The organism is Methylovirgula sp. (assembly GCF_037200945.1).
Lineage (GTDB): Bacteria > Pseudomonadota > Alphaproteobacteria > Rhizobiales > Beijerinckiaceae > Methylovirgula.
Window position 1 is genome coordinate 1,323,404 of record NZ_JBBCGP010000001.1, and the last position, 26,574, is coordinate 1,349,977.

The 26,574-nt window shown below is 61.8% G+C and carries 24 protein-coding genes; 15 read left to right on the plus strand and 9 right to left on the minus strand.

The genetic code is table 11. The features are described 5' to 3' along the window. Positions 1 to 126 precede the first annotated feature (126 nt). On the minus strand, positions 127 to 864 hold the full coding sequence (locus WDN02_RS06515) for a DUF2076 domain-containing protein (RefSeq protein ID WP_337292721.1): 738 nt from the start codon (positions 862 to 864) through the stop codon (positions 127 to 129). A 140-nt stretch (positions 865 to 1,004) separates the two neighbouring features. Between WDN02_RS06515 and hisS the strand changes: the two genes are divergently transcribed. Next, a complete protein-coding gene (gene hisS, locus WDN02_RS06520) occupies positions 1,005 to 2,576 on the plus strand; it encodes a histidine--tRNA ligase (protein WP_337292722.1) in 1,572 nt (523 codons plus the stop codon). Positions 2,577 to 2,668: 92 nt separating this feature from the next. On the opposite strand, the gene WDN02_RS06525 is transcribed toward hisS, so the two are convergent. The 5 genes from WDN02_RS06525 to WDN02_RS06545 all read right to left on the minus strand — a co-directional run bounded on the left by WDN02_RS06525 (position 2,669) and on the right by WDN02_RS06545 (position 9,335). Further along, entirely contained in the window at positions 2,669 to 5,764 is a 3,096-nt protein-coding gene (locus tag WDN02_RS06525) for an autotransporter domain-containing protein (RefSeq protein ID WP_337292723.1), read from the minus strand. A 253-nt stretch (positions 5,765 to 6,017) separates the two neighbouring features. After that, positions 6,018 to 7,250, minus strand: coding sequence for an FAD-dependent oxidoreductase (locus tag WDN02_RS06530; protein ID WP_337292724.1), 1,233 nt, complete (start codon positions 7,248 to 7,250; stop codon positions 6,018 to 6,020). A gap of 103 nt (positions 7,251 to 7,353) precedes the next feature. Further along, positions 7,354 to 8,262 (minus strand): 50S ribosomal protein L11 methyltransferase, encoded by a 909-nt coding sequence (locus WDN02_RS06535; protein ID WP_337294884.1) that lies wholly within the window; start codon positions 8,260 to 8,262, stop codon positions 7,354 to 7,356. A 37-nt stretch (positions 8,263 to 8,299) separates the two neighbouring features. Then, positions 8,300 to 8,626, minus strand: a complete 327-nt coding sequence (locus WDN02_RS06540) for a hypothetical protein (protein WP_337292725.1) — start codon at positions 8,624 to 8,626, stop codon at positions 8,300 to 8,302. 40 nt (positions 8,627 to 8,666) lie between these two features. Continuing rightward, the gene (locus tag WDN02_RS06545) at positions 8,667 to 9,335 is read right to left on the minus strand and encodes a TlpA disulfide reductase family protein (protein ID WP_337292726.1); all 669 of its coding nucleotides are present in this window, start codon (positions 9,333 to 9,335) and stop codon (positions 8,667 to 8,669) included. A 35-nt stretch (positions 9,336 to 9,370) separates the two neighbouring features. On the opposite strand from WDN02_RS06545, the gene argH reads away from it, so the two are divergent. The 3 genes from argH (at position 9,371) to lysA (ending at position 12,369) form a co-directional block, all read left to right on the plus strand. Next, positions 9,371 to 10,762 (plus strand): argininosuccinate lyase, encoded by a 1,392-nt coding sequence (argH, locus tag WDN02_RS06550; protein WP_337292727.1) that lies wholly within the window; start codon positions 9,371 to 9,373, stop codon positions 10,760 to 10,762. A 73-nt stretch (positions 10,763 to 10,835) separates the two neighbouring features. Beyond that, positions 10,836 to 11,093 carry a lipoprotein gene (locus WDN02_RS06555; protein ID WP_337292728.1) on the plus strand — a complete coding sequence of 86 codons (258 nt, stop codon included), beginning with the start codon at positions 10,836 to 10,838 and terminating at the stop codon, positions 11,091 to 11,093. A gap of 7 nt (positions 11,094 to 11,100) precedes the next feature. Next, positions 11,101 to 12,369: a diaminopimelate decarboxylase gene (gene lysA / locus WDN02_RS06560; RefSeq protein WP_337292729.1), complete on the plus strand. Its 1,269-nt coding sequence runs from the start codon at positions 11,101 to 11,103 to the stop codon at positions 12,367 to 12,369. A gap of 47 nt (positions 12,370 to 12,416) precedes the next feature. Here the strand turns inward: lysA and WDN02_RS06565 are convergent, their stop codons facing one another. Further along, on the minus strand, positions 12,417 to 12,806 hold the full coding sequence (locus WDN02_RS06565) for a type II toxin-antitoxin system VapC family toxin (protein WP_337292730.1): 390 nt from the start codon (positions 12,804 to 12,806) through the stop codon (positions 12,417 to 12,419). After that, on the minus strand, positions 12,793 to 13,065 hold the full coding sequence (locus WDN02_RS06570) for an AbrB/MazE/SpoVT family DNA-binding domain-containing protein (RefSeq protein WP_337292731.1): 273 nt from the start codon (positions 13,063 to 13,065) through the stop codon (positions 12,793 to 12,795). The genes WDN02_RS06565 and WDN02_RS06570 overlap by 14 nt, the downstream gene beginning before the upstream one ends. A 235-nt stretch (positions 13,066 to 13,300) precedes the next feature. Here WDN02_RS06570 and WDN02_RS06575 point away from each other — a divergent pair, with 235 nt between their 5' ends. The 10 genes from WDN02_RS06575 (at position 13,301) to phoB (ending at position 23,409) form a co-directional block, all read left to right on the plus strand. Further along, positions 13,301 to 15,940, plus strand: a complete 2,640-nt coding sequence (locus WDN02_RS06575) for a TIGR02302 family protein (protein WP_337292732.1) — start codon at positions 13,301 to 13,303, stop codon at positions 15,938 to 15,940. A gap of 50 nt (positions 15,941 to 15,990) precedes the next feature. Continuing rightward, positions 15,991 to 16,179 carry a twin transmembrane helix small protein gene (locus tag WDN02_RS06580; RefSeq protein ID WP_337292733.1) on the plus strand — a complete coding sequence of 63 codons (189 nt, stop codon included), beginning with the start codon at positions 15,991 to 15,993 and terminating at the stop codon, positions 16,177 to 16,179. Positions 16,180 to 16,183: 4 nt separating this feature from the next. Further along, complete coding sequence (locus WDN02_RS06585) at positions 16,184 to 16,765, plus strand: cob(I)yrinic acid a,c-diamide adenosyltransferase (protein WP_337292734.1); 582 nt, start codon at positions 16,184 to 16,186, stop codon at positions 16,763 to 16,765. Positions 16,766 to 16,794: 29 nt separating this feature from the next. Continuing rightward, the gene (locus tag WDN02_RS06590; RefSeq protein ID WP_337294885.1) at positions 16,795 to 17,853 is read left to right on the plus strand and encodes an ATP-binding protein; all 1,059 of its coding nucleotides are present in this window, start codon (positions 16,795 to 16,797) and stop codon (positions 17,851 to 17,853) included. 139 nt (positions 17,854 to 17,992) lie between these two features. Continuing rightward, positions 17,993 to 19,039: a phosphate ABC transporter substrate-binding protein PstS gene (gene pstS, locus WDN02_RS06595; protein ID WP_337292735.1), complete on the plus strand. Its 1,047-nt coding sequence runs from the start codon at positions 17,993 to 17,995 to the stop codon at positions 19,037 to 19,039. 192 nt (positions 19,040 to 19,231) lie between these two features. Beyond that, positions 19,232 to 20,224 carry a phosphate ABC transporter permease subunit PstC gene (gene pstC, locus WDN02_RS06600; protein WP_337292736.1) on the plus strand — a complete coding sequence of 331 codons (993 nt, stop codon included), beginning with the start codon at positions 19,232 to 19,234 and terminating at the stop codon, positions 20,222 to 20,224. Between the two features lie 2 nt (positions 20,225 to 20,226). Beyond that, positions 20,227 to 21,066, plus strand: coding sequence for a phosphate ABC transporter permease PstA (pstA, locus tag WDN02_RS06605; RefSeq protein ID WP_337292737.1), 840 nt, complete (start codon positions 20,227 to 20,229; stop codon positions 21,064 to 21,066). Further along, positions 21,063 to 21,872: a phosphate ABC transporter ATP-binding protein PstB gene (gene pstB, locus WDN02_RS06610; RefSeq protein ID WP_337292738.1), complete on the plus strand. Its 810-nt coding sequence runs from the start codon at positions 21,063 to 21,065 to the stop codon at positions 21,870 to 21,872. Before pstA ends, pstB begins: the two co-directional genes overlap by 4 nt. 27 nt (positions 21,873 to 21,899) lie before the next feature. Next, positions 21,900 to 22,613 carry a phosphate signaling complex protein PhoU gene (phoU, locus tag WDN02_RS06615; protein ID WP_337292739.1) on the plus strand — a complete coding sequence of 238 codons (714 nt, stop codon included), beginning with the start codon at positions 21,900 to 21,902 and terminating at the stop codon, positions 22,611 to 22,613. A 7-nt stretch (positions 22,614 to 22,620) separates the two neighbouring features. Then, positions 22,621 to 23,409 (plus strand): phosphate regulon transcriptional regulator PhoB, encoded by a 789-nt coding sequence (gene phoB, locus WDN02_RS06620; RefSeq protein ID WP_337292740.1) that lies wholly within the window; start codon positions 22,621 to 22,623, stop codon positions 23,407 to 23,409. Between the two features lie 52 nt (positions 23,410 to 23,461). Here the strand turns inward: phoB and WDN02_RS06625 are convergent, their stop codons facing one another. Then, entirely contained in the window at positions 23,462 to 23,623 is a 162-nt protein-coding gene (locus tag WDN02_RS06625) for a hypothetical protein (RefSeq protein WP_337292741.1), read from the minus strand. Positions 23,624 to 23,854: 231 nt separating this feature from the next. On the opposite strand from WDN02_RS06625, the gene WDN02_RS06630 reads away from it, so the two are divergent. Further along, positions 23,855 to 26,539 carry an autotransporter domain-containing protein gene (locus WDN02_RS06630; protein ID WP_337292742.1) on the plus strand — a complete coding sequence of 895 codons (2,685 nt, stop codon included), beginning with the start codon at positions 23,855 to 23,857 and terminating at the stop codon, positions 26,537 to 26,539. Positions 26,540 to 26,574 lie beyond the last annotated feature (35 nt).

The following is a 26,574-nucleotide window of genomic DNA, read 5'->3' on the forward strand; positions in this document are numbered from 1 at the left end:
CGATAACAGTCGGGCGGCAAAATCGTTCCGGTCTAGCTGTCAGAAATTTGCGTGCCGGAGTAAGAAAGAAAAAGCCTCGCCGGCGGACGGCGAGGCTAATTGGATTGTGGCCGTTGGATGCGGCGTTCAGACGTCGAACGAGCCGCTATTGTCGTTGCCAGTGTCGAAATTATCCGTGCTGTTGTTCGAGTCGTCGTAGATATCGACGCTATCGGCGCCGCTTTTGCTGCCGTCGTCGTCATAATAATTATTCACGACCGTCTCGCCGCCGCCAAGGCCGCTTCCCAAGCCCCCGACGCCAGTGCCAATGCCGAGGCCGCCGAAACCGCCACCGTGGCCGCCGAAAAGGCTGCGGATGGAATCAGCCAGCAGCACGCCACCGGCAACACCCGCCGCGCCCTGCAAGGCGCCGCTCAGGAAACCGCCGCCACCGCCACCGACGGGCGGAGCGCCCCACGGCGCTTGCGGGGGATAGGACGGTTGTGGCGGGTAGGAGCGCGGCGCCTGCCCTTGTGGGCTTTGGCCCCAGGGGCCGCCGGGCAGCGGCTGCTGCGGGCGTGGCTCGGGCGGTGCCGAAGGGCCGCCGAAGATGGAACCGAGACTGCTCAGAAAACCGCCGCCGGCCGGCTGGCCCTGCGGCTGCTGCGCGTTGATCTGCGCCTGCAATTCGTTGAGCCGCTGATTGGCAGCTTCCAGCGCCTGATTCTGGACGATGACCGCCTGTGCCAGAAAATAGGGCGAATAGGGTTGGGTTTTGACGGCGTCCGCAATCAACGCCTCGGCTTCGGGGTCGCGCGGCGTGTGGGCCGACGCACGTATGCGGTCGAAAAGACCGGTGAGCAACTGGCGTTCTTCGGGTGACATGACTTTCTCCCGTGGTTCGGGTTTCCCCGCGGCACAGATATGGGAGGCGATTGCGGCGCCACCAAGGGGTGAGATCTCCGCGGCCAGCTTTCGCTTCTCTCTTTGATAGCTTAGAAGCGCCGCGAAGAGGTTTGCGCAGCATGAATGACATTAAAAAGACGCCACGAACCCAGGCTAAATTGCCCCGCGGTTTCGGTGATCGCGGCCCGGCCGAGATCGCCGCGACTGAGCGGATGCTGGCGGCGATCAAGGAGAGTTACCGGCTCTATGGTTTCGAGGCCGTCGAAACGCCGTTCATCGAATATACCGAGGCGCTGGGCAAATTCCTGCCCGATCTCGATCGGCCAAACGAAGGCGTTTTTTCGTTTCAGGACGATGACGAGCAATGGCTGTCGCTGCGCTACGATCTGACCGCGCCGCTCGCGCGCTACGTCGCAGAGAATTACGACAGGCTGCCGAAACCCTATCGCTCGTTTCGTGCCGGCTATGTGTTCCGCAACGAGAAGCCGGGGCCGGGACGCTTCCGCCAGTTCATGCAATTCGATGCCGATACGGTCGGCACAAGCTCCGTCGCGGCGGATGCCGAACTCTGCATGATGGCGGCGGATACTTTGGAGCGGCTCGGCGTCCAGCGCGGCGATTACGTCATCAAGGTCAACAACCGCAAAGTGCTCGATGGTGTACTCGAAGCGATTGGCTTAGGTGGCGACGAGAATACAGGGCGCAGGCTGACCGTGCTGCGGGCAATGGACAAGTTTGACAAGTTTGGTGATGAGGTCCGCCTTCTTCTTGGCAACGGCCGCAAGGATGAATCAGGCGATTTCACAAGAGGCGCCAATCTCGACGAAGATCAACAACACGAAATTATGACGTGGTTGCACTCCAATGCGCAGCTTGTTGATGTTTCCAGCTTGCGAGAAAATCTACGAGCCGACGCCGCGATGCTGCCAGAAGCACCTCAAAATGCCATTTCAAACGATGAGACACTTAAGGTTTTTCGTGGGCACTTTGGCAATAATGAAAAAGTTGAAAAGGGCTTGGATGAGTTGCAAGCCATCTCCGACATATGCTCTGCGGCTGGTTTTGGAACGCGTCGTATCCGCATCGATCCATCCGTCGTGCGGGGTCTCGAATATTATACCGGCCCCGTCTTTGAAGCCGAACTCACGTTCGAGATTGTAGAGGAGGATGGTCGCCCCGTCCGCTTCGGCTCGGTCGGCGGCGGCGGGCGCTATGATGGCCTCGTCGGCCGTTTCCGCGGCGAGGATGTCCCGGCGACCGGATTTTCCATCGGCGTCTCGCGGCTCTACGCAGCGTTGAAGGCGATCAATTCGCCGGTCGTCGCGGGCGCGCAACAACGCGGCCCGGTGATCGTGCTGGTTCTCGATCAGGCCGAACTCGCGCGCTACCAGAGTTTTGTTTCGATGCTACGCAATGCCGGTATCGCCGCCGAGCTTTATCTCGGTTCATCCGGTATGAACGCGCAGTTGAAATATGCCGACAAACGCAATGCAATCTGCGCCATCATCCAGGGCTCGAACGAGCGCGATAAAGGCGAGATTGCCATCCGCGATCTGGTACTTGGCGCGGAACTCGCTGCATCGAGCAAAGAGCGTGCGGATTATCTCGAATTGCGCACCAAGGCGCAGTTTTCAGTGCCGGAAGTCGATCTGCTGAAAGCCGTCAAGGAAGTGCTCGGCCGGCACACCTGAGTTTTCGCCGTCTTCTATCACTCGCGTCATGGCCGGGTTTGACCCGGCCATCCACTTTTAGGGCATGACGAGAAACGTTCGCTAACCGCGCCTCACCAATTGTAGGTGAGGCGTCCGGTGCCGGCATAGGATTGCGAGCCGCGGCCGAATTCGCCGTCGAACTTTCCTGTTAGGGACCACCCGTGGCTGAGATCCAGCGTTGCGCCCACTGTCGTTAGCGCGAGGTCGGAGGCGGGTTTGGTGCCCGCGACGACGAAGCTCGCCGCCGGGAGCGTCAGGAAATTGGCGCCGAGGCTCGGATTGCTCTGCCAGTCGTGCGCATAGGCCAGACGACCGAAGAGGTTCACCGCGTGGTTCTCCAATGCCAGCGTTGTATTCGCCCATGAGCCCAATTCGCCGCGTACCTCAGTGCCGGTGTCGCCGTTGTAGCTGAGCGCGAAGGTTGAACTGCCAGCCGAGGCAAATTCGCTGAACGCCGGCGAACTGAAGGCCTGCGGCTGCAAGGCCGCATAGGGCGTGAACGTGATTGCGGACAGCGGGACATGATAGCCGGTCTCAAGGCGGCCGCCGTACCCTTGCGCCGAGTAATTCGCCCCCAACGTGCCGCCACCGGGAATGGAGACGAGCCGGTTGGTCGTGACCCAATAATTGCCGAAGGCGAACGCGCCGGCGAGATAGGCGCGGCCAAAGTCCTGCACGCCGTAGAGACCTGCCTGGAAGACATCGCTGCGGCCGCTGCCGAGGCCGCCGCCGAGCGACCAGTCCGTGCCGCCTCCCGCGAGCGAGACACCGATGAGGCTGCCCGGCGCGAGATGATAATCGGCTCCAACAGCGAAGCCGACCGCGGTGGTTGAGGTGTTCGCCGCGCCGAGATTTGCATCGCCGGACGTGAATGCACCGCCGCCGAAAGAAGCACCCCAGGCATCCCAATGCGGGGCGAAGATTGGCGCCGGCGGCGGTCCCTTGAGAATGGGCAGCGTCTGGCCATCGGCGTAAGCCAGCATGCCGGATCCGCTGGACGAAGCCGTCGCGGCGAAACCGTCGGAGCCGCTCGCGCGACCTTCCGCGAACGGATCAAGCAGCAGCGAGAGAAAGGAATTCTGCATCCTGAAGGCGCTTTCCTGCGCGCCCGTCGCCGGCTCGCCTGAGATTTGCGCCAAGCCGCTGCTCAGCGCGCCGCCGCTCAGGTCGAAAACGGGCATGAAAGCCGCGGGCAGCGTACCGCCATCGTTGAAGACACGGTTCAACGCATTGGCGATATTCTGCTGATTCCGCGCGAGGCCTTGTCCCTGACCCAGCGCGGCGCTGAGGTTCAGCAGCACGTCATCATCGGTATCGGTCAGCGTTGCGCGAAAGCCCGGCATGCTGGTCACGGCGCCTGCGAAGGTCGTACCGTTGAGACCGGCCGATTGCAGGATCGTATATTGATGCTGCGGGCTGGCATCGGTCGCAATGAGGGCCAGAACATCGCCGTTAAGCGCCGCGGTGCCGGTGATCTTGGCGAAAGTCGAGGCCGTCGAATTCAATTGCACGAGATAGGTCGAACCAGACTGGAAGGCGAGGTTGCCATTGACGGTCATCGAGGTTCCCGGCGCGCCCCGTGCGCCCGGCGCGAACGTACCGCCCATCTCGACAACAATAGTCGAGACCGCGCCGATGCCGGCAAGCACGCCGCCTTGATCGATTGTGGTTGTGCCCGTGTAAGTGTTGGCGCCGTTCAGCGTGACCGTTCCTGCGCCAATGGTCGCCGATGCGAAATCGGAGATGACATCATTATAGGTGAAACTGTTTCCTGCACCAGGAGCGATGAGGAGCGTGCTGGTCCCCGTGCCGCCATCCATATCGCCGTTTACGACAGCGCTGCCTCCGAGAATCTGGACGGCGCTGTTGCCGCTGCCGAGGTTGATCGCAAGACCGCTGCTGTCGGCCGTGATGGTCCCGTAGTTGATGATCGTCGCGTCATTGCCCCCGGTCGAGATCGCCGCCACGGAGCCGCCGCCTTCGATGACGCCGCCCGTCTGGTTTTCAATCTCGACCGTAAAGGCGTTGGCCGCGCCGGTCACGGCGATCGCCGCGCCGGTCTCGCCACGGATCAGCCCACTGTTGGTAACGGTCGTGTCGGCATAGATGCCCTGCGTCGGGATCGGGTTGCCATTGCTGTCCTTGTCGATCCCCGCCAGCGTGATGCCGTGCGAGGCGCCGCCGTTGATGTTGTCGCCTTCGATCGTGCCGCTGTTGGTAATCGTGCCGCCGCCAACCGTCACGCCCTCGCTGACGTCGTTGAAGGCCTGCGTGGATTTGATCGTGCCGGTATTGACCAGGTTGACGAGGCCGTCGACGTCGACGCCATCCCCGTCGCCGGTGATGCCGTTGCCCGTGATCGTGCCGTGATTGGTGATGGTGACGACCTCGTTGCCATTGAAGCCATCGATGTTGATGCCCGATCCGTCCTCGCCGACGATTGTGCCACCAGCCTCGTTGGTGACGGTCATCGCAAACGAGCCGTCCGTGGTCGTATCGGTGTTGCCGCCCGTGACACCGTGCCGCGCGCCGTCGACGAGGCCAACGTTGTCGATGGTCACGCCCGTATTGCTCTGCGCGTCGATGCCATCGTTGCCGGTGTCGTTGCCAGGAACGTTCTCTGACCGGATGCTGCCGGCATTATAGATGTAACCATTGACGCCGGGGCGCAGCGCGTCGGCGCCGAATGCCTCGATCAGCCCCGCCGAATAGTTGTAAACCTCGTTCGTCCCGGTCGTGATGGCATTGAAGTCGATCGCCTGGCCGCCGCCGAGAGATTCGATGGTGCCTGAATTTTCGATCGTGACGCTGGCGTCGTGCTGAGATTGTATCGCATCGTCGCCGGCGGCGGAGATGGTCGCCCCGCCCGCATTGGTCAAGGTGAAACTAACGCCTGTCCCGGTGACGCGTACTGCGCGGCCGCCCCCTGTGTTTGTCTGCGAAATCGTTCCGTCATTGGTCAGCGAAGTTCCGGTTCCGGTGACCGTTACAACAACCGTGTTCTTGGTGGCGTTGGTCAAAGTGACGCCCGCTGCGACCGTTCCTGTCTGATTGTCCGACAAAGTTTCCGCGGCGGTCGTGTCCGCGGTAATGTCAAACGATCCGGCCCAGGCTTTTCCGGTAGTGCCGAGCCCCGGGAACGCCCAGACACCCGCAGCTAAAGGCAATGAACAGGAAACTCGAACGAAGCTAGAAAACGACTTGCCGCTTAACCCGCGGCCGGCACCAACCAAACGCAACATTATGTCCAGCCCGATGTGTTATTTCATTCCGCATCGGCGGTATTTTTAGCGCATGACAGTCGGATGACGTTTCGCAGAGCCTTTTCGCGAAATTGAGCATTAAGAATCAGTGTGGCTGATTCATCACGACGCTCATCTCCGTTCGGCAGACATCAAGGGCGAGGCGGTACTGGCCCACTCATCGCTTCGGCCTTATCAGCGACTTCATATCCGAGGCCGGATCGGCGATGAACTCAGGCGTCACGGCGATGTGCTCACCAAGCAGACGCCGCGCCAGCATGTGGTCGCCACCTTTGTTGACGGATTCGACGCCGGTCAGCACGCCGTTCTTGAAGCCGAAGAGTGAATAGGCGCGCTCGTCGAAAGAGCCCCTCATGACGATCGTGTCGCTTTCGTCGAGGAAGCCGGCGATCTGCAATTTGAGATCGCCCTGGTCGCTCCAGAACCACGGCACATGATCGTAATTCGCCGGCTTGCCGACGAGAAGTTTTGCCAGCGTGCGCGCCTGATCCGTCGCGTTCTGCACAGATTCAAGCCGCATCTCGGCGCCGCGATGCGTGTTGTAGTGATAGACGACATCGCCGATTGCAAAGATGTTTTCGTCCGATGTGGCGAGCTTCTCATTGACCTTGATGCCATTCGGAGCGTCGAGCCCCGCGGCGCGCGCGAGTTCGTCGCTCGGCACCAGGCCAATGCCGACCAGCACCATGTCGGCCGGCATGGTCGTGCCATCATTCAAGACGACGCAGGTGACGCTCGTGCCGTCGCCCTTGATCGCGAGGACGCTCTGGCCGAAATGCAGATTGACCCCAAAAGCCTTATGCGCCTGCGCAAAGAACGCCGATGTCTGCGGCGTCACCACGCGGCCCATCGGCCGGTCGGCCAATTCAAACAGATCGACCTTGCGGCCTTGCGATGCTGCTGTCGCAGCGAATTCGAGGCCGATGAAACCGGCGCCGATGACGATGACGTTTTGCGACGTTGCGAGCTTGTCGCGAAGCGCGCGTGCTTCTTCCATTGTCCGCAGCGCGAAAACACCCTCCATGTCTGCGCCTTCGATCGGCAAACGCCGCTGTATGCCACCCGTCGCTAGTACAAGCTTTGTGTATTCGAGCGTCTTGCCGGATTTCAGATGCAGACGGCGCGCGTCGCGCTCGATCTCGGTGACGCGCTCGCCAAGCAGAAGCTCGATGTTATTCTGGGCGTAGAAATCCGGGCCGCGCAGCAGCACGCCGTCCTCTGGCGTCGCATGCTTCAGATAGGCTTTGGAAAGCGGCGGCCGCTGGTACGGAAGATCCTTTTCATCGCCGAGAAGGACAAGCTTTCCGCCATATCCTTCCTCGCGCAGCGAAGCGGCAAGCTGCACGCCGCCGTGGCCCGCGCCGACGATGACAATCGTATCCGAACTCATCCGTTTTTCCCTTAGTCAAAGCGTTTTCGAGCGAAGTGCATACCGGTTCGCGTGAAGAAAACGCGTCAAACTAAAAATTAGAGCCTCGGTTCAGGCCGAGGCTCTATCGGCGCATCAAAAGCGTCGCCCAGCCGTCGATGTCAAGCCGCGCGACGAGGCGCAAATGCTGCGTCCGATAGGTGCTGATAATGCCCGGAACATCGCGGTCGAGAAGGCCTGAGAGAATAATTTCCCCTTCAGGCAAAAGAGCTTTGGCGAGCGCCGGCGCCAGACGGCGCAGGGGCGCTGCCAATATGTTGGCGGTGATGAGATCGTAATCGCCGCGCAGCGCCGGATGATCGAGGCCGCGCGCCTGTACGATGTGGACAAAGCTGCCAGCGCCGTTACGCGCCGCGTTGACCATTGCGGTGGCAACCGCAACGGGATCGACATCGCCCGCTGCGACGGGCCGCCGAAAGGCCTTGGCGGCGGCGATGGCGAGCACGCCGGTGCCGGTGCCGACATCGAGGATTTTGCGCGCCCGCCTGCGCTTGGCGATGGCATCGAGGAAAATCAGGCAGCCGCGCGTCGTGCCATGATGGCCGGTGCCGAAGGCAAGCGCCGCTTCAATTTCGATAGCGAGATCGTTCGACTGCACGATGGCGCGGTCGTGCTCGCCGTGGAGCAGAAACCGCCCGGCACGCACCGGCGCGATTCCGGCCAGCGAGGCCGCAACCCAATCCGTCTTCGCGACACGGCCGAACTCCGCTTCTGCGGCCAGTTCCGCGCCTGCCGCGAGGCTGACGAGGTCGCGCACCTGGGCTTCATCCGGCGCCGTGCCGAAATAGGCTTCGACGAGCCACGGTCCTTCGACGTCAGGCCGGTCGCCTGTTTCCTCGAAGGCGCTGGCTGCCGTCTCGGCCGGGTCGAAGGTTTCGACGATGATGTCGGCGACGCGTTGCGCTGTCGTTGAATCGGCGCAGCGTAGGCGCATCAGAAAAGCGGCGTTGTTGGGTGGCAGGCCTTCGAGCATGGCGGCGGGTAGCACAGGCCGGCGTGCGGCCCAAGCCTCAAAGCTTCTGCAGCCAGGATCTCTTGGCGAGATCGGCCGTCAGCGCATCAATGATTTTCGCGAAGGATGCATCGGAGGTCTTCTGGCAGATTTTCAGCGCGTCGGCGCGAACCTTGACGGCGGCGGCGGTGAGCCGCTTCTCGTCCTTATAGCCCATGCGCGCCGCGACGAATCCGTAGATGTATCCGGCGAAAAGCGATGCTTTCTCGTCACGGGCGGAGGTGAACTTCGCGCAAGATGCCAGCGCGAGGGGCTCAGAGAATGCCGGCGCCATGATGGCGGCCGACAGCGAGACGCCTAAAAGCATCGAAATCAGCAGCCGCATTTTCAAATCTCCCATCTTCAATTGTTCGGAACACATGCCATCAGCTTTTCGGGGTCTCGGCCGCCTGCTTCTGCGCGCTGATCAGGCTCAAGGCGTCGGGCGAATCCCATTTCGCCGGACCCGCCATTGTGCCGATGTCGCAGCCGTCCTTGGCGACGAGGATCGTCGTCGGCAGGCCGAGAACTTTGCCTTCCTGCTTTAGGGTCGAGAAGATGTTGGCACTATTATCCGCGTAGAAACTCAGATTTTTGACGCCAATTTCCTTCAGGAAGGCTTTCGGCCGGTCGAGCTTGGCGGTGTCGATATTGACCGCGACGACAGAGAAATCATCGCTGCCGCGTGCGCCCTGCAATTTGTCGAGCGAGGGCATTTCCATCCGGCAGGGCACGCACCAGGTCGCCCAAAGGTTCAGAAGCACGTTACGGCCCTTGAAGGCCGCGAGTGTCGTTGGTTTGCCGTCGGGGCCGATGAAGGTGAGCGCCGGCATCGGCTGCGGATTGCTGTCGATTGCCAGCGCCGCGACCTCGCCGTGGACCAAAGGCGCGAGCCGGGCGGCGATCGCATGCGCCGCGGGGCAGGACGCGGCGCTCGCGGCTTCGTTGCGGCGCCAGCCCTTCATCCCGTATATGAACATCACCACAAGCCCGAGGGCGATGATCGATGTGACGGGCGACGGCAGGCCGCGCTTCTTTGTCTCTTGATCTGACATAAATGAACTTCGGCCGATCTTTGAAAGCGGAACCAATGAGCAACAAGATGTGGGGCGGCCGGTTCGCCGACAGCCCCGACGCGATCATGGAAGAAATCAATGCCTCGATCGATTTCGACCAGAAGCTCGCGGCGCAGGACATAGCAGGCTCGCTCGCCCATGTCGCGATGCTGGGCGAAACCGGCATTCTGTCGAAAGCCGATGCCGCCGCCATCGCCGAGGCTCTAGGCCGCATCCGTGGCGAAATCGAGAACGGCCAATTCGCCTATTCGCGCAAGCTCGAAGATATTCATATGAATATCGAGTCGCGTCTGGCCGACCTCATTGGCGCCGTCGCCGGGCGGCTGCACACGGCGCGTTCGCGCAACGATCAGGTGGCGGTCGATTTCCGGTTGTATATCCGCGCGACCATCGATGCACTCGACGAGCAGATCCGCGCGCTGCAACAGACGCTGGCCGAAAAGGCGCTGGCCTATGCCGGGGCGGTGATGCCCGGGTTCACCCATATGCAATCGGCGCAGCCGGTGACATTCGGCCATCATCTGCTCGCCTATGTCGAAATGCTGGCGCGCGACCGCGGCCGCTTCCATGATGCGCGGGTGCGGCTCAACGAAAGCCCGCTTGGCGCCGCGGCGCTCGCTGGGACGTCGTTTCCGATTGATCGCTTCGCAACTGCCAAAGCTCTCGGCTTCGACCGGCCGACCGCCAATTCGCTCGACAGCGTGTCGGATCGCGACTTCGTGATTGAGACACTTTCGGCCGCGGCGCTTTGCGCTGTGCATCTTTCGCGTTTTGCTGAAGAGATTGTGCTCTGGACGACGCCGCAATTCGGCTTCCTGCGGCTCTCCGACAGGTTCTCGACCGGCTCGTCGATCATGCCGCAGAAGCGCAATCCGGATGCCGCCGAACTCGTGCGCGGCAAGAGCGGGCGGGTGATCGGCGCGCTCAGCGGCCTGCTGGTGGTGCTCAAAGGCCTGCCGCTCGCCTATTCCAAGGATATGCAGGAGGACAAGGAAGGCACGTTCGACGCGCTCCAGACCTTGTCGCTCTGCCTTGCGGCGATGACAGGCATGGTCGGCGATTTCGCGCCGGATCTCGCGCGGATGAAAGCGGCGGCGGGTGCGGGCTATGCGACGGCGACGGACCTTGCCGATTATCTCGTCCGCGAACTCGGACTGCCGTTTCGCGAGGCGCATCACGTCACCGGCCATTTGGTGGCTTTGGCGGCCGAACGTGGCATTGGCCTTGAAGCCTTGAGCCTTGCCGATATGCAAAAGGTCGAACCGCGGCTCGGCGAGGATGTGTTTGCGGTGCTTGGCGTGGAGAATTCGGTCGCGAGCCGCAGGAGCTACGGCGGCACGGCGCCCGCGAACGTGGCAAAGCAGGCACAAGCCTGGCTCGATCGCCTGAAAAAGCCGGGGAATTAAGGGCGGTGCAGGCCGGCGGCTTCGTTTTGCCAAAGGCTTGGTTTATAAGGCCGAGGCTTAGCGGAGCTGTTGTGTGAATCCTTCTTCCTGCCGTCGATGCGGCGTCTTCGGCCTCGTCTTTCTCGCACTGGCGCTCGCCGGCTGCGGCAGGCGCGGTGATCTTGAGCCGCCGCCAAATACGCCAGCGAGCCAGGTCGTGCCGATGCAGACCAAGAATATCGATCCCATGGCGGGCGATCCGGCGCAGCCCGGCAGAAAGCCGACGCCCGCGAACAGCGGGACGCAGGCCGTGAGCGGCAATACCTTTCTCCTCGATCCCTTAGTGAAATAGCCGGCGAATGCACCATTTCGCGCTGAAGGACGGCGTTCTCCACGCCGAAGGAGTCAATATCGACCGTCTGGCAGCAGAGGTCGCAACGCCATTCTATTGCTATTCGACAGCGACGCTCACCCGCCATTACGAGGTCTTCAAACGCTCGTTCGGCGAATTACCGGTTCTCGTCTGCTATGCGGTGAAGGCCAATTCCAATCAGGCCGTGCTGAAGACGCTCGGCCAATTGGGAGCCGGCATGGATGTCGTCTCGGAAGGTGAACTGCGCCGGGCTCGCGCCGCGGGCATCCCGGCGGCGAAGATCACCTTTTCCGGCGTCGGCAAGACTGCCGTCGAGATAAGCACCGCGCTCGACGAAGACATCATGTGCTTCAACGTCGAGTCGGAACCCGAGCTTGCGGCGATCTCGCAAATTGCTTCGGCGCGGGGCCGCACGGCGCGCATCGCACTGCGCGTCAATCCGGATGTCGATGCGCGCACCCATGCGAAGATTTCGACCGGCAAGGCGGAGAACAAGTTTGGTATTCCGCTCGCGCGGGCGCGCGAGGTCTATGCTCACGCCGCGGCGCTGCCGGGGATCGAAGTCACGGGGATCGATATTCATATCGGTTCGCAGATCACGGACCTCGAGCCGTTCGACAATGCCTTCGCTTTGGTGGCGGAGTTTTTGAACGTGCTGGCGGCCGATGGCCATAAGATCGAGCATATCGATCTCGGCGGCGGCCTCGGCATACCCTACCGGCCGGACGATAAGGGCGATGCCTTTCACCCCGATCTTTACGCCAAGATTGTGCGGCGTCATTTCGGCGGCCTCGGCAAGCAATTGATTTTCGAGCCGGGCCGCCTCATCGCCGGCAATGCCGGCATTCTCGTCACCCGCGTTCTCTACGTGAAAAAGGCCGAGGCCAAGACCTTCGTCATCGTCGACGCCGGCATGAACGATTTGATCCGGCCGACGCTTTATGACGCGCATCATGAGATCATTCCGGTGCAGCCTCGGCCCGGCGCGCCGGAAATCCTCGCCGATGTCGTCGGCCCAGTCTGCGAGACCGGCGATTTCCTCGCGCTCGACCGCAGGATGCCGGAACCCGAGCCTAGCGATCTTCTCGCCGTGTTGTCGGCGGGCGCCTACGGCGCAGTCCAGGCCGGTACCTATAATTCGCGGCTTCTGGTCCCGGAAGTGCTCGTCAACGGCCCCGATTACGCCCTGGTGCGCCCACGCGAGACCTATGAGGAATTGATCGGCCTCGACAAATTGCCGCCTTGGCTCCGATAATTCGCACTCCAGAGCGGGAGTGTCGTGCGATTGATGTCTTGTCCGTGTCAGGCTTCACGAACATTATCACAACCTGCCGTCTTGGCCGTCTTGATGAACTTGCGATCGAAGGTGATGAATCCTTGGCAATGCGCTGACTTTTCCAAATGCAACGCATCAGCGAAATCCATTCCCTTCTCGGAAAGATCGAGCGCGGCCGCCACGGTCGAACTGTCTTCGATCGTCACGGTGGGAAGGCCCGCGAATGCTCTTAGCGCGCGGACCACTTCCACCGAGCGATATCCGTAGGCACTACGCAGGACCCATTCGACTTCAAGTATCACGGTTATAGTGACGAAAACCGCGTGTCCGTCGATCAGGGCGCGAGCGCGTGGCGACTGTTTCGGATGATCGTCTGTCATGTAACGGACGATCAAATTGGCATCAATTGCCAGCATGCCGCTTGGCCTCAGCGAGCACGCCCAAATCCATTTCCCCCAGTGTCTTCGGCTTGCCTTTGCAGGGGAGTGAGCCGAACACGTCCTTGGGCTGCGTTTCAGGGAAGGCCGGCGCTGGCTTCAGCAGCACGCCTTCCGCCGTCTCCTCGACGACGAGCCGCGTTCCCGCAGTCCATTCCCGGCGCTGCCGAATGGTGCTCGGCAGGATGATCTGCCCCTTTGTAGAAATCCTAGTCGTGAGCTTATCGGCGTTAGCCATCCGGCTGATCCACATTAAAGTAAGACGAACGTAAGATAGCGTTAGGGTATCAGGCATTCAAGGCCTCTTAAGAGGAGCGCGGCCGGTATGGCGAACAGAGCAGGCCGGCACTATCTGGCCGACAGCTTGCTTGGCGTGGAAGTCTTCCGGCATTTGGGCCATAAGACCGGATAATCGCCCTTTCGCGGACCCAATTGCGATCTACCCCTGCGCGGGGGCACATCCGGAGCCGTCATTGGCCGAGACCAACAATAACAAGAATGGGAATGTGCCATTGAGCCAACTCGACCGGCTGGTCGCCCGCGCTCGCGCTGTCCTTTTCTGGGAGCAGCTTTGGCGCGCTCTTGTGCCGCCGCTGTTCCTGGCCGGCTTTTTCGTTGCGGTCTCTTTCGCCGGTCTGTGGCTAGAGATCGGTGCGCTTTGGCGTGAACTAGGCGTTGGCCTCTTTGGCATTGCCTTCATCGCCGTCCTTGTGCCGTTCTTCGGCGTGCGCCTTCCGGCGCGCAAGGCGGCGCTCGCCCGGATCGACCAGAATTCCGACCTGCCGCACGGCCCGGCTTCCGGCCTTAACGATGAACTCGCCAATGCGAGTTCCGATCCGACGACGCAGGCGCTCTGGAATTTGCATCGCAAGCGCCTTTTGAGTCACGTCGGTCGGCTTCGTGTCGGCGCGCCGTCGCCGCGCGTCGCCAGTCTCGACCCCTATTCGATCCGCGCCGCCGTTCTCGTTTTTCTCGCTGCGAGTGCCTTCATCGCGGGGCCGGAAAAACAAGCGCGCATTGCCGCCGCTTTCGATTGGCGTGCCGCCGTGCCCGCCGAAGCGAGCTATCGGATCGACGCCTGGCTCGATCCGCCCGCCTACACCGGCAAACCGCCCGTGCTGCTGAAACTCGGCCAGCCCGATCAAGCGACGAGAGTCGAAGCGCCGATCAATTCGGTGCTGATTATACGCGGTGCGGGTGGGGACGTCGGCGTCGAAACTCAGGGCGGTCTTGAGGCCGCGAAAAAAGAACACGACGCGCCGCAAGCGCCGGGCGAAAGCGAGCGTCGTTTAATACTACGCGGCGATGCACAGCTCACATTGAAACATGCCGGCACGACCGTCGGAACTTTCGCTATCTCGGTCATTCCGGACAATCCCCCGGAAATCGAATTGACCGATGCGCCGCGCTTCAACGCGCGGGGTTCCCTTACACTCGCCTACAAGATCAGCGACGATTACGGGGCGATTTCCGCCGAAGCGGTGTTCGCCGATCCGCATGTCGATGGCGTCGCCGGGACGGTCCGTTCGGTCGTTGGACCGCCGCGCCTCTCCCTGGTCCTGCCGCCGGGAGGCACTGGCGAGGCCGAGACGACCGGCGATCTTTCCGATCATCCGTGGTCCGGCGCGCGTGTGACGATGGCGCTCGTCGCGCATGATGAAGGCGGCAATATCGGCCGCAGCGATCCGATTGAAATCACCTTGCCGCAACGCCCGTTCGTCAAGCCGATCGCCAAGGCGCTTGTCGAGCAGCGGCGCAATCTCGTTCTCTATCCCGAAGCACGCGACAAGGTGGAGACGGCGCTCGATGGTTTGATGATTGCGCCGGATGTGTTCGGCGTCCCGGCATCGGTTTTCCTCGGCCTCTCGGTCGCGGCAGACATGGTGCAGGACGCGCAGAGCGATAAGGATATCGTGGATACGGCGGATTTTCTCTGGGCAATGGCGCTACAGATCGAGAACGGCAGCCTCGCAGATGCCGAGCGGGATTTGCGTTCGGCCGAGCAGAAATTGCGCGACGCTTTGCAACGCAATGCTTCGCAGGATGAAATTCGCAAGCTGACCGACAATTTGCGCGCGGCAATGGACAAGTTCTTGCGCGAATTCGCCGCCCGCCAGGCGCAGCAACGTCAGCAAGACGGCGCGCGCTCGCCCAACGCCCCGCAATCCGTCAGCCGGCAAGATTTACAATCCATGATCGACCGCATGATGCAGATGGCCAATGCCGGCGATAAAGAAGACGCGCAGAAAATGCTCGAGCAATTGCAGAACACGCTCGAAAATCTGCAGCAGGCCGGACAGCAGAATCAGGACCCGACGACGCAGGCGATGAATCAGGCGATGCGCGATCTCGACCGCCTGACACATGACCAGCAGAAGTTGCGCGACCAGACGCAGCGGCTCGCGCATTCGCAGGATTCGGATCAGCCGGACCAGAGCGGCCAGCAGCAGCCGATGACCGCGCAGCAATTGCACGATCAGCAGCAGGCGCTGCGGCAGGCGCTGCAGAAGCTGCAAAACGAGCTCAAGAAATTCGGACAGAACCAATCCGGCCTGAAAGACGCGCAGAAGGCCATGCAGGATGCCGAGAAATCGCTGAGCCCCGGGCGCCAGGCGGGACAGGATCAGCAGGGCCAGAGCCAGGACAATCAAGGTCAGCAGCCGCAAGGGCAGCAAGGCCAAGGACAACAGGGTCAACAAGGCCAGCAGCAGGGCGGACAACAAGGTCAGGGCGACCAGGGTCAAGGCGACCAGCAAGGCCAGGGTCAAAGCCCCGGCGATTCCGCCGTCGCCTCGCAGGGCCGCGCCCTCGAAGGACTCCGCAAAGGCGCCGATCAACTCGCGCAGTCGATGCAGAAGGGACAAGGCCAGGGGCAGCGGCCCGGCAGCCAGAGTGGCGAAGGCCAGGCCGAAGGCGCGGGCGATCAGGATCCACTTGGCCGGCCGATGGCTAACGATCCGGTGCTCAATCCAGACTCGCGGCTGAATATGGAAGGCCTGCCGGCGGCCGAGCGGGCGCAGCGCGTGCTTGAGGAATTGCGCCGCCGCTTGAGCGACCCCTGGCGGTCGCAAGAGGAGCTCGATTATCTGGAACGGCTGCTGAAGCCCTATTGAGCGCAAACAAAGTTGTGACACGCGTTTGACTTCGCGCTAAAGAAACGACCATGCATCAGTTGGGCAATGTGCTTGTGGCCGTGGCGGTTTTTGCCGTCTTTCTGGTGCTCGTCGCTGGCTTGGTGAACATGATGCGCGGCGGCAGTCCGAACCTGTCGCAAAAGTTGATGCGTTGGCGCGTCGGATTGCAGGCACTCGCCATTCTCATCATCATCGGCGTTCTGTTTTTGCGGAGGTAGGCCGATGGTCACGCTCAGCAAAATTTATACACGCGGCGGTGACGCGGGCCTGACGTCGCTTGGCGACGGCGAGCGCCGGCGCAAGGACGATCTGCGGATCGAGGCCTATGGTACGGTCGATGAAGCGAATTCTTTCCTCGGCGTCGCGCGCGCCGCATTGGGCGAAGCCTCGAACGAGGCTAAACTCTCCCAGATTCTTGCCGCGATCCAGAACGATCTTTTCGATCTCGGCGCCGATCTTTGCGTGCCGGAAGGGGCGGGTGCGCCGTCGCGGCTGCGGGTGACGCAACAGCAAGTCGATCGCCTCGAACACGAAATCGATGCCCTGAACGCCGATCTCCTGCCGCTCACGTCTTTCGTGCTGCCCGGCGGTTCGCAGGCCGCGGCGGCGATGCATGTCGCACGCGCAATTGTGCGGCGGGCAGAGCGGGTGATGGTGACGCTGACGGCGCAGCCCGGCGAAAGCGTCGGCGCACCGGCCTTGAAATACATTAATCGATTATCGGATTTCCTCTTCGTCGCCGCGCGGCATCTCAATCGCTTCGGCGAAGGCGATGTTCTTTGGACGCCGGGCGGCGTGCCTTGAATTTTGACGACAACCTGTTTCAGGGCGGTATGGACGAGAAGACCCGCAATCGCGACCGTTCCCTCATCCGCAATTTTGCGGAGGCGATGCCGCAGGCTGTCATTGTCATCGACAGGCATGACCGTATTGTTGCGGCGAATTCCGCTGCGCACGCCATTTTGCCGGGTCTGCAAACCGATATTCCGCTGGCGCGGACGCTCCGCTCGCCCGATGTGCTCGACGCCATCGACCGTGTGCGCGATGCGGGCCGCAGCCAGCGTGTCGTCTGGGTCGAAAAGTTTCCGGTCGAGCGCCTGTTCGAGGTCAATATCGCACCGCTTGCCGACGACAATTTCGAGCGGGCGCTGTTTCTATCGTTGCATGATCTCAGCGATGCCCGCCGCCTCGAGCGTATGCGCGTCGATTTCGTCGCCAACGCCAGCCACGAATTGCGCACGCCGCTCGCGTCGCTGCTCGGCTTCGTCGAAACGCTGGAGGGCCCGGCAAAGGAAGATGCGGAAGCGCGCACCCGCTTTCTGGCGATCATGCGCGAGCAGGCGCAGCGCATGTCGCGTCTCGTCGACGACCTGCTGTCGTTGTCGCGCATCGAGCAGCACCTGCATGTGCGGCCGGAAACGCCTGTCGATCTCGTCGGCATTTTCAAACATATCGCCGATACGCTGTCGCCTGTCGCGGAAGAGCGCGACGTCGAACTCGTCATCGAAGCGCCGGCCGAAGTCGTCGTGCCGGGTGATCGCGATGAGCTTCTGCGCGTGGCAGAGAATCTGATCGAAAACGCGATCAAATATGGCGCGTCCGACCCCGCAACGAAGGACCGGCGCGTCGTCATCGAACTCGGCGAGCAGGGACGCCAGGCGCATATCGCCGTGCGTGATTTCGGCACAGGCATCGCGCCGGAACATTTACCACGCCTGACGGAGCGCTTTTATCGCGTCGATGCCGGGCAGAGCCGCGCGAAGGGCGGCACGGGGCTTGGCCTCGCGATCGTCAAACATATTATCGCGCGCCATGGCGGCCGCCTCAACATTGAATCCAAATGGAAAGAAGGCGCGACCTTCATTGTGACGCTGCCGCTTTTCGAAAGCTAAAAGGCACGTCGCGACCCCCGTCATGTAAACGTCATATGACCGTCGTAAATGCGTTGCCCGACCTTCCTAGGGTGCGGCCGCGCGGTTGGGCCGAAGGCCGGACGTACAGCGCTATTTTCTCAGTTTTGAGAGGCTTAAGATGAGTTTCAAGACCCTCGCCAAGGTGGGTTTGATTGCTGGTGCCGTTATCGGCGCCGTTGTCGCCGCCGAGGCTACCGACATCTCAGGTGCCGGGGCGACATTCCCCTATCCGATCTATTCCAAATGGGCTGCGGCCTATAAGACCGAAACCGGCGATAGCCTGAACTATCAGTCGATCGGCTCCGGCGGCGGCATCAAGCAGATTGAAGCGCGCCTCGTGACCTTCGGCGCGACCGACAAGCCGCTCGAAGTTGCCGACCTCGACAAGAACGGTCTCGTTCAATGGCCGCAGGTCATGGGCGGCATCGTTCCGGTCATCAATCTTGACGGCATTGCCGCCGGTTCTATCATTCTCGACGGCCCGACCCTCGCCAAGATTTTCCTGGGCGAGATCAAGACCTGGGACGACCCGGCAATCGCCAAGCTGAACTCGGGCGTCAAGCTGCCCTCGACCGCGATTGCCGTTGTCCACCGCGCCGACGGTTCGGGCACCACTTTCAACTTCACCGACTACCTGTCGAAGGTTTCGCCGGATTGGAAGGCGAAGGTCGGTTCCGCGACCGCCGTACAATGGCCGGTTGGCATTGGCGCCAAGGGTAACGAAGGCGTCGCCAACAATGTCGTCCAGACCAAGGGCGCTGTCGGCTATGTCGAATATGCCTACGCTCTCCAGAACAAGATGACCTACACCAAGCTCATCAACGGCGCTGGCAAGGTCGTCGCCCCGACGGCGGGTGCTTTCGCAGCCGCGGCGGCGAATGCCGACTGGGCGCATGCCCCGGGCTTCCACCTGATCCTCACCAACCAGCCGGGCGATGCGTCCTGGCCGATCACGGCAGCGACCTTCATCCTGTTGCCGAAGCAGCCGAAGGACGAGCCGGCCGCCAAAGCGGCGCTGAAATTCTTCGCTTGGGCCTTCGACAAGGGCGGTCCGGCGGCCGAGTCTCTGGACTACATCCCGATCCCGGCGGCGGTTGTGACGCTCATCAAGAAGACATGGGCGGATGACGTCAAGGGAGCTGACGGCAAGGCTCTGGTGAACTAAGCGGCTTCGCTTAGGAAGTTTGAGGCGCGGCGTCACCGCCGCGTCTCACGGTAAAGGACCGCCGCGGGCACAGATCGCCGCGGCAAGTCTCACGCATGACGCAGGCGCCGACATCCGGCGTAGATTGTGCGGCTTGAAAATAAGCGAAGCGCATCGCGAACGAATTTCTTGCGCTAAGTGCGGAGGCGACGTTTGGCGGATATAGCAGTGAAGAGTGGCCGCGTGATTGACGAAGCTGCCGCCCGCGCCCGCGTATTGACCGGGTTCAAGTTTCGCGACACCGCGTTTCGGTGGCTGACGCTCAGCGCCGCTGTCATCGTCCTGCTGCTCCTCGGCGGCGTCATCGCGACGCTGATCAACGGCTCGATTCCCGCCTTTAAAGCGTTCGGCTTCCGCTTTCTCTTCACCAATGTCTGGAACCCTGCCACCGGCCAGTATGGTGCCCCGGCGGCGGTCTACGGCACGGTGATCACATCCATCATCGCGATGGTCATTGCCGTGCCGATCGGCCTCGGCGTTGCGATCTTCCTTACCGAACTTTGCCCGCATGCCTTGCGCCGTCCGATTGGTACGGCGATTGAGCTTCTCGCCGGCATTCCTTCGATCATCTACGGGCTCTGGGGCCTGTTTGTTCTCGCGCCTTTCCTGCAGCAACATGTTCAGCCCTTGCTGATCGGTTTGTTCGCCAAAGTGCCGGTGTTCAATATCCTGTTCGCCGGGCCGCCCTACGGCATCGGCCTGCTGACGGCCGGCCTCATTCTCGCGATCATGGTCATTCCCTTCGTCTCCGCCGTGTCGCGCGACGTGTTCGACACGGTCCCGCCGCTCCTTAAGGAAGCCGGCTATGGCAATGGATTCACCACTTGGGAGGTGATCAGCAACATCGTCATCCCCTATACGCGGGTCGGCGTGCTGGGCGGCGTCATGCTTGGCCTTGGCCGGGCACTCGGCGAAACCATGGCGGTCACATTCGTCATCGGCAATGCCGACGTGATCCCAACGTCGCTGATGGCGCCCGGCACAACGATTTCCGCCGCGATCGCCAATGAGTTCACCGAAGCCGTTGACGAACTTTATACGTCGTCGCTGATCGAGTTGGGGCTCATCCTTTTCGTCATCACATTCGTGGTCCTCTCGATCTCGCGGCTGATGCTGATGCGGCTCGAGAGGCAGGCGGGGCGGTAATCATGGCACTTTACGAAAACCGCAAGCGCGCCAACGCCATCTGGCTCGGCCTCTGCTACGCCTCGGTCGTTTTCGGCCTGACGTTTCTGGTGCTCATTCTTATTACGCTTTTCTGGAACGGCTTCTCCGGCCTTTCGCTTAAAGTATTTACGCAAAGCACCCCGGCGCCAGATAGCGAAGGCGGTCTTCTCAATGCGATCGTCGGTAGCCTGATCATCACCATCCTTGGTGTCCTGATCGGTACGCCGCTCGGCATCCTCGCCGGCACCTACATGGCCGAATACGGGCGCAATTCGAAGCTCGCCTCGGTCGTGCGGTTCATCAACGACATCCTGCTCAGCGCACCGTCGATCGTTGTCGGCCTGTTCGTCTACCAGGTGATGGTGACGCGCATGGGACATTTCTCCGGCATTGCCGGCGCGGTGGCGCTCGCTGTCATCGTGATCCCGATCGTCGTGCGCACCACCGAGAACATGCTACTTCTCGTCCCGGGCTCTCTGCGCGAGGCGGCGAGCGCACTGGGTCTGCCGCGCTCAACCGTCGTGCAACGGATCGCTTACAAGGCTGCGCAGGCGGGACTGATCACCGGCGTTCTCCTCGCGATCGCCCGCGTCAGCGGCGAGACGGCACCATTGCTTTTTACGGCGCTGAATAACCAATTCTTCTCGACCGACCTCAATGCGCCGATGGCGAGCCTGCCATCGATCATCTTCCAATTCGCGATGAGCCCCTACAAAGGCTGGCAGAGCCTCGCCTGGACAGGCGCGCTCCTCATCACGCTTACCGTGCTCGGATTGTCGATCCTGGCGCGGACTCTCAGTTCGCAAGGACGTACACGATGACGACCGCAGGCCCTTCCGTAGTGGCAGCGACCACGCCGGTGAAAAAGGCTCTTCCGACGAAGATCGACGTGAAGAATCTGCAATTCTATTATGGCGCGCACCATGCGGTGAAGAACGTCAATCTCCCGCTCTACAGCAATAAGGTCACGGCGCTCATCGGGCCGTCCGGCTGCGGCAAGTCAACCTTGCTGCGCGTGTTGAACCGCATGTACGATCTTTATCCTGGCCAGCGGGCCGAGGGCGAGGTTTTACTCGACGGCACGAATATTCTCTCGCCATCGCAGGATCTGAACTTGCTGCGCTCGCGTGTCGGCATGGTATTCCAGAAGCCGACGCCCTTCCCGATGTCGATCTTCGACAATATCGCTTTCGGCGTTAAGCTTTACGAGCGCGTGTCACGCGCCGATCTCGAAGGACGGGTGGAAACGGCGTTGCGCGGCGCCGCGCTTTGGGAAGAGGTCAAGGACAAGCTCAACGCCAGCGGCCTGTCGCTCTCCGGCGGTCAGCAGCAGCGCCTGTGCATCGCCCGCACCGTCGCCATCCACCCGGAAGTTATCCTTTTCGACGAGCCCTGCTCGGCGCTCGATCCGATTTCCACCGCGAAAGTGGAAGAGTTGATTGACGAACTGAAAGATAAGTACACGATCGCCATCGTCACGCATAACATGCAGCAGGCGGTTCGCGTCTCCGAACACACGGCCTTCATGTATCTCGGCGAGCTCGTCGAGTTTGGACTGACGCATCAAATCTTCACCGCGCCCGAAAACCAGCGGACGCAGAATTACGTCACCGGCCGCTTCGGCTGAGGTTTCCGGTTTCAGGACCCTATTGCCATGACCGATCATACCGTCAGAGCCTACGACGACGAGCTCGAAGCCCTTGGCCGCAAGATCGCGGAAATGGGCGGCATCGCCGAGCAAATGCTGAGCAATGCGATGGATGCGCTCGCGACGCTTGATTCCGATCTTGCGCGCGTGACGATCTCAATGGATTTGCGGCTCGACGTGCTGCAACGCGACGTGGAAGAGCAGGCGATCCTGACGATTGCCAAGCGCCAGCCGCTGGCGGCGGATTTGCGCGAGATCGTCGCGGCGATCCGTATTTCCGGCGATCTCGAACGCGTCGGCGATCTGGCCAAGAATATCGCGAAGCGGGCGTTGAAGCTGTCTGGTGAGACGCGGCTCCCCCGCGCCATAGTCGGCCTGAAGTCGATGCATGAGGCGGCCGCGATGCTGTTGAAGGACGCGCTCGATGCTTATGCACTGCGCGATGTTGAACGCGCGCGCATGGTCTGGACGCACGATGTAGAACTTGATGCGCTAGAAGATTCGGTTTTCCGCGACCTGCTGACGTTCATGATGGAAGACCCGCGCAATATCTCGTTCTGCGCGCATCTCCTCTTCTGCTCCAAGAACATCGAGCGGATTGGCGACCATTCCACCAATATCGCGGAAACAGTTGTCTATTTGGTCACCGGAGAAAGTCTGCCGATGGATCGGCCGAAAGGCCCCTCGCCCGCGGCCGATTATCTGCCCATGCCGAAGTGAGTCCTAGATGAACGATCAGATCGTCTCAGTTCCGGATGCGCGCTCGCAGCAAGACGTGCGAACCGCGCCGCCCCGGGTCAATTCCGCCGCCGTCGCGCCGCCGCGTATTCTTGTCGTGGAGGATGAGGCCGCGCTCAGCCTGTTGTTGAGCTATAATCTCGAAGCCGAGGGCTTCATCGTCGAGCGTGTCGAGCGCGGTGACGAAGCGGAGTTGCGGCTGGTCGAGTCGCCGCCCGATCTCGTCATCCTCGATTGGATGCTGCCTGGCGTCTCAGGGCTCGAAATCTGCCGGCGCATGCGGGCACGCGATGCAACGCGCAGCCTTCCAGTCATCATGCTGACAGCGCGCGGCGACGAGAGCGAGCGGGTGCGCGGTCTCTCGATCGGCGCGGACGATTATATCGTCAAGCCATTCTCGGTTCCCGAGCTGATGGCGCGCGTACGCGCCTTACTGCGCCGCGCCCGTCCGGATCGTGTCGCAGCGCTGCTTATTGCAGGCGATCTTGCGCTCGATCGGGAAAATTGGCGCGTCAGCCGCGGCGATCGGAACGTCCATCTTGGACCGACCGAATTCCGCCTGCTCGAATATCTGATGGCCAAACCCGGCCGCGTCTTCTCGCGCGCGCAATTACTGGATTCGATCTGGGGTTTTTCGGCCGAGATCGACGAGCGCACCGTCGACGTTCATGTCGGCCGGCTGCGCAAGGCGTTGTCGCTGGTCGGCGAGCGCGATCCGATCCGCACGATCCGCGGCGCCGGCTATTCCTTCGACGAGACGTTCGGCAAGACCGAATAGGATTGCAGGTCGATACTGTGGCCGACGCTCGGCCACCCCCGCCTTGCATAGATCATCGCAGCTTAACGGCCACCGTGGTTTCCGTGTTACGCGCTGCGGATTTCGAACCGGGACCCTTCTGCAAATAGAGCGCGGCCCAGGTTTCCGCGCGGCGGCCAGCGATACGGGCACGCTGGCGGCGGCCTTTTGCTGCGATCGATGGGTCCGCATTCATTGTTGCTCCTCGACCATGCGCAGAAGCACGTGGATTCTTTATACGTGAGTGTGTTCGCCGTGTAACAGAATTCCGAAAAGCGTCCGCGTTCTCATTAATAACGGCGTTGTGAACCCAGCTCGTATTGTGCCGCTCACGTCAAAAGCTACGCTGGCCCGTGCGGCTTAAAATATATTTCCACGCCGTGATCGGACACCGGCCGCGCAGCGCATTATTGTTCGGGGATCTCTTGTGACCAAAGCCGTTTTCGCCGCCACGCTGATTCTGGTGTTTGCCGGAACGTTCACAGTGGCTATGCCGGCGCAAAGCTTCGCGCAGGTGACTGGCGGCGATGGTGCTACCGTCGCCACCGACGGCGGCGGCGGTGGTGGTGGTGGCTTCGGCGGCGGCAGTGGTGGCAGCGGCGCTCATGGCGGCGCCAACGGCGGCAATGGGACGGGTGGTCAAGGGTTGGGCCAGGGTGGCGGCGGCGCCGGTGTCGGCGGCGGCGGCGGCGGCGACAATGCCGGCTCTCCTGGGAGCGGGACGATTGATGTACTGACGAATACGGGCACCATCCAGGGCGGTGCGGCCACCTTCGCCGGCGGCGGCGGTGGCGCGGGTATTGGCGGTGGCGGCGGTGCAGGCGCCGGCGGTAACAGCGGCGGTGCCGCCGGCTTTACGATTACCAGTTCCACGATCATCAATTCCGGTATCATCGCCGGCGGCGATGGCGGCACCGACATTGGCGAAGACGGTAGTGGTGGCGGTGCAGGTATTGGCAGCGGCGGTAATGGCTTCAGAGGCGGCGCCATTGGTGGTGGTGACAACGCTGGCGGCGCTGGGCTCAATGGTCTCACAATTATCAATTCGGGGACGATTGAGGGCGGTAACGGCGGGGCTGGGACTGACAGCGCTGGTGCTGGCGGTGCCGGCATTGACGGCAGCGGGCTGACCGTCACCAATTCAGGTACAATCTCCGGCGGATTCGCCGATGGCGGCTCGGGGACGCAGGCCGACGCGATCGAATTCACCGGCGGCGCCAACGAAATTTCACTCTCCGGCGCATGGCATCTGAACGGCGGCATCGCGCTCGATACGACCAGCACGAACGTCACGTTCGTGCAGAGCTCTGCGGTAACTCTTGCCAACACAATCAGCGGACTAGGCGCTATTGTGCAGGATGGGCCGGGGACGCTGACGCTGACCGGTGCCAATACCTATAGCGGCGCAACGACGGTGAACGGCGGAACGCTGGAGGTGACGGGTTCGATTACCAGCAGCGATGTGACCGTCAACAATGGTGGCACGCTGGATGTGACGGGCTCGGTCTTCGATCCGACGATCAATTCTGGCGGGACACTGACAGGCACGGGTTCGGTCGGCGCGACGACGGTTAATTCCGGCGGCATTTTTGCGCCGGGCGATGGCACGCCGGGGTCGTCGGAGACGATCAACGGCAATTTGACGCTGGCGTCGGGCTCGACCTATCAGATCTATCTCAATCCGACGACATCGAGCCTCGCCAACGTCAGCGGCACGGCCGCGCTCGGCGGCACGGTGCAGGCAAACTTCGCCTCGGGCAGCTATATCTCCAAGACCTATACGATCCTGACCTCGGCGGGCGGCCTCAACGGCACGACCTTCTCCGGCGTGACCAACGTCGATCTCCCAGCGAACTTTACCGACTCGCTGAGCTATGATGCCAACGATGCCTATCTCAATCTCGTGCTGAACTATGTCCCGCCTAGCGCGCCGACTTACACCGCGCTCAACCGCAATCAGCAGAATGTCGCCACTGCGCTGGTCAATTCCTTCAACACCAACGGCGGCATTCCGACGAAGTTCGGCGCCCTGCCGGGCGCCGCTCTCTCGCAGATCGATGGCGAAGGCAATACGGGCGCGGAACATGCGGCGTTTCAGCTGGAAGGCCAGTTCCTGAACGTGATGCTCGATCCCTTTGTTGACGGGCGCGCCGGCGGCGGCGGCGAAGGTTTCAGCGCTTCGGCCGCAGGCACGCAAGGCCGTGAATCGGGCATGCTCGCTTATGCCGACGGTCAGACACTCCCAATCCTCAAGGGGCCCCCACCTGCGCCGATCTACACGCCGCGCTGGAGCGCCTGGGGCGCGGCTTACGGCGGGGTCAGCAACACCGACGGCAATGCCGCGACGGGCTCAAACCGGCTCAATGCCAATACGTTCGGCTTTGCTGGCGGCATGGATTATCATGTCTCGCCCGAGACGCTCTTCGGCTTTGCGCTCGCTGGCGGCGGCACCAACTGGAACCTCGCTAGTGTCAGTGGCAGCGGCCGCAGCACGGCGCTGCAGGCGGGCGTCTATGCGATCACCCATGCGGGTCCGCTCTATGGTGCCGCCGACTTCGGCTTCACCAACAATTGGTTCGACACCGACCGCACCGCGCTGGGCGATCAATTGCAGGCGAATTTCGGCGGCCAGAGCTACGGCGGCCGGCTCGAGGGCGGTTATCACCTCAGCAATCTGCCCATCGGCGTGACGCCCTATGCCGCGGTTCAGGCGCAGGAATTCGTCACGCCGGGCTACAGTGAAAACGACATCACCGGCGGCGGCTTCGGTCTCTCCTACAATGCGATGAGCGCCAGCGATGTGCGCACCGAGATCGGCTCACGCTTCGAGGAGGTCACGTCGCTCGACAATATGCCCCTAGCGCTGCGTGGAAAACTCGCCTGGGCGCATGATTTCGTCAGCAATCCATCGCTCAGCACGGCGTTTGAATCGCTGCCGGGCACGAGCTTCATCGTCAATGGCGCGCCGATTCCGCATAATTCGGCGCTGGTCTCCGCTGGCGCCGAATTGTTCCTCGCGCCGCATTGGTCGGTGCTCGCCAAATTCGATGGCGAATTCGCTGGTAATTCGCAAACCTATGGCGGAACCGGAACACTGCAATATACGTGGTAAAGCTCCACGGATTGCTTCGCGGGAGTTTGCCGCCG

What these genes read in the sequence shown, in the direction of transcription:
- WDN02_RS06515 (WP_337292721.1), bottom strand. Translation starts at nt 864, where the DNA reads ATGTCACCCGAAGAACGCCAGTTGCTCACCGGTCTTTTCGACCGCATA.
- hisS (WP_337292722.1), top strand. Translation starts at nt 1,005, where the DNA reads ATGAATGACATTAAAAAGACGCCACGAACCCAGGCTAAATTGCCCCGC.
- WDN02_RS06530 (WP_337292724.1), bottom strand. Translation starts at nt 7,250, where the DNA reads ATGAGTTCGGATACGATTGTCATCGTCGGCGCGGGCCACGGCGGCGTG.
- WDN02_RS06535 (WP_337294884.1), bottom strand. Translation starts at nt 8,262, where the DNA reads ATGCTCGAAGGCCTGCCACCCAACAACGCCGCTTTTCTGATGCGCCTA.
- WDN02_RS06540 (WP_337292725.1), bottom strand. Translation starts at nt 8,626, where the DNA reads ATGCGGCTGCTGATTTCGATGCTTTTAGGCGTCTCGCTGTCGGCCGCC.
- WDN02_RS06545 (WP_337292726.1), bottom strand. Translation starts at nt 9,335, where the DNA reads ATGTCAGATCAAGAGACAAAGAAGCGCGGCCTGCCGTCGCCCGTCACA.
- argH (WP_337292727.1), top strand. Translation starts at nt 9,371, where the DNA reads ATGAGCAACAAGATGTGGGGCGGCCGGTTCGCCGACAGCCCCGACGCG.
- lysA (WP_337292729.1), top strand. Translation starts at nt 11,101, where the DNA reads ATGCACCATTTCGCGCTGAAGGACGGCGTTCTCCACGCCGAAGGAGTC.
- WDN02_RS06565 (WP_337292730.1), bottom strand. Translation starts at nt 12,806, where the DNA reads ATGCTGGCAATTGATGCCAATTTGATCGTCCGTTACATGACAGACGAT.
- WDN02_RS06570 (WP_337292731.1), bottom strand. Translation starts at nt 13,065, where the DNA reads ATGGCTAACGCCGATAAGCTCACGACTAGGATTTCTACAAAGGGGCAG.
- WDN02_RS06580 (WP_337292733.1), top strand. Translation starts at nt 15,991, where the DNA reads ATGCATCAGTTGGGCAATGTGCTTGTGGCCGTGGCGGTTTTTGCCGTC.
- WDN02_RS06585 (WP_337292734.1), top strand. Translation starts at nt 16,184, where the DNA reads ATGGTCACGCTCAGCAAAATTTATACACGCGGCGGTGACGCGGGCCTG.
- WDN02_RS06590 (WP_337294885.1), top strand. Translation starts at nt 16,795, where the DNA reads ATGGACGAGAAGACCCGCAATCGCGACCGTTCCCTCATCCGCAATTTT.
- pstS (WP_337292735.1), top strand. Translation starts at nt 17,993, where the DNA reads ATGAGTTTCAAGACCCTCGCCAAGGTGGGTTTGATTGCTGGTGCCGTT.
- pstA (WP_337292737.1), top strand. Translation starts at nt 20,227, where the DNA reads ATGGCACTTTACGAAAACCGCAAGCGCGCCAACGCCATCTGGCTCGGC.
- pstB (WP_337292738.1), top strand. Translation starts at nt 21,063, where the DNA reads ATGACGACCGCAGGCCCTTCCGTAGTGGCAGCGACCACGCCGGTGAAA.
- phoU (WP_337292739.1), top strand. Translation starts at nt 21,900, where the DNA reads ATGACCGATCATACCGTCAGAGCCTACGACGACGAGCTCGAAGCCCTT.
- phoB (WP_337292740.1), top strand. Translation starts at nt 22,621, where the DNA reads ATGAACGATCAGATCGTCTCAGTTCCGGATGCGCGCTCGCAGCAAGAC.
- WDN02_RS06625 (WP_337292741.1), bottom strand. Translation starts at nt 23,623, where the DNA reads ATGAATGCGGACCCATCGATCGCAGCAAAAGGCCGCCGCCAGCGTGCC.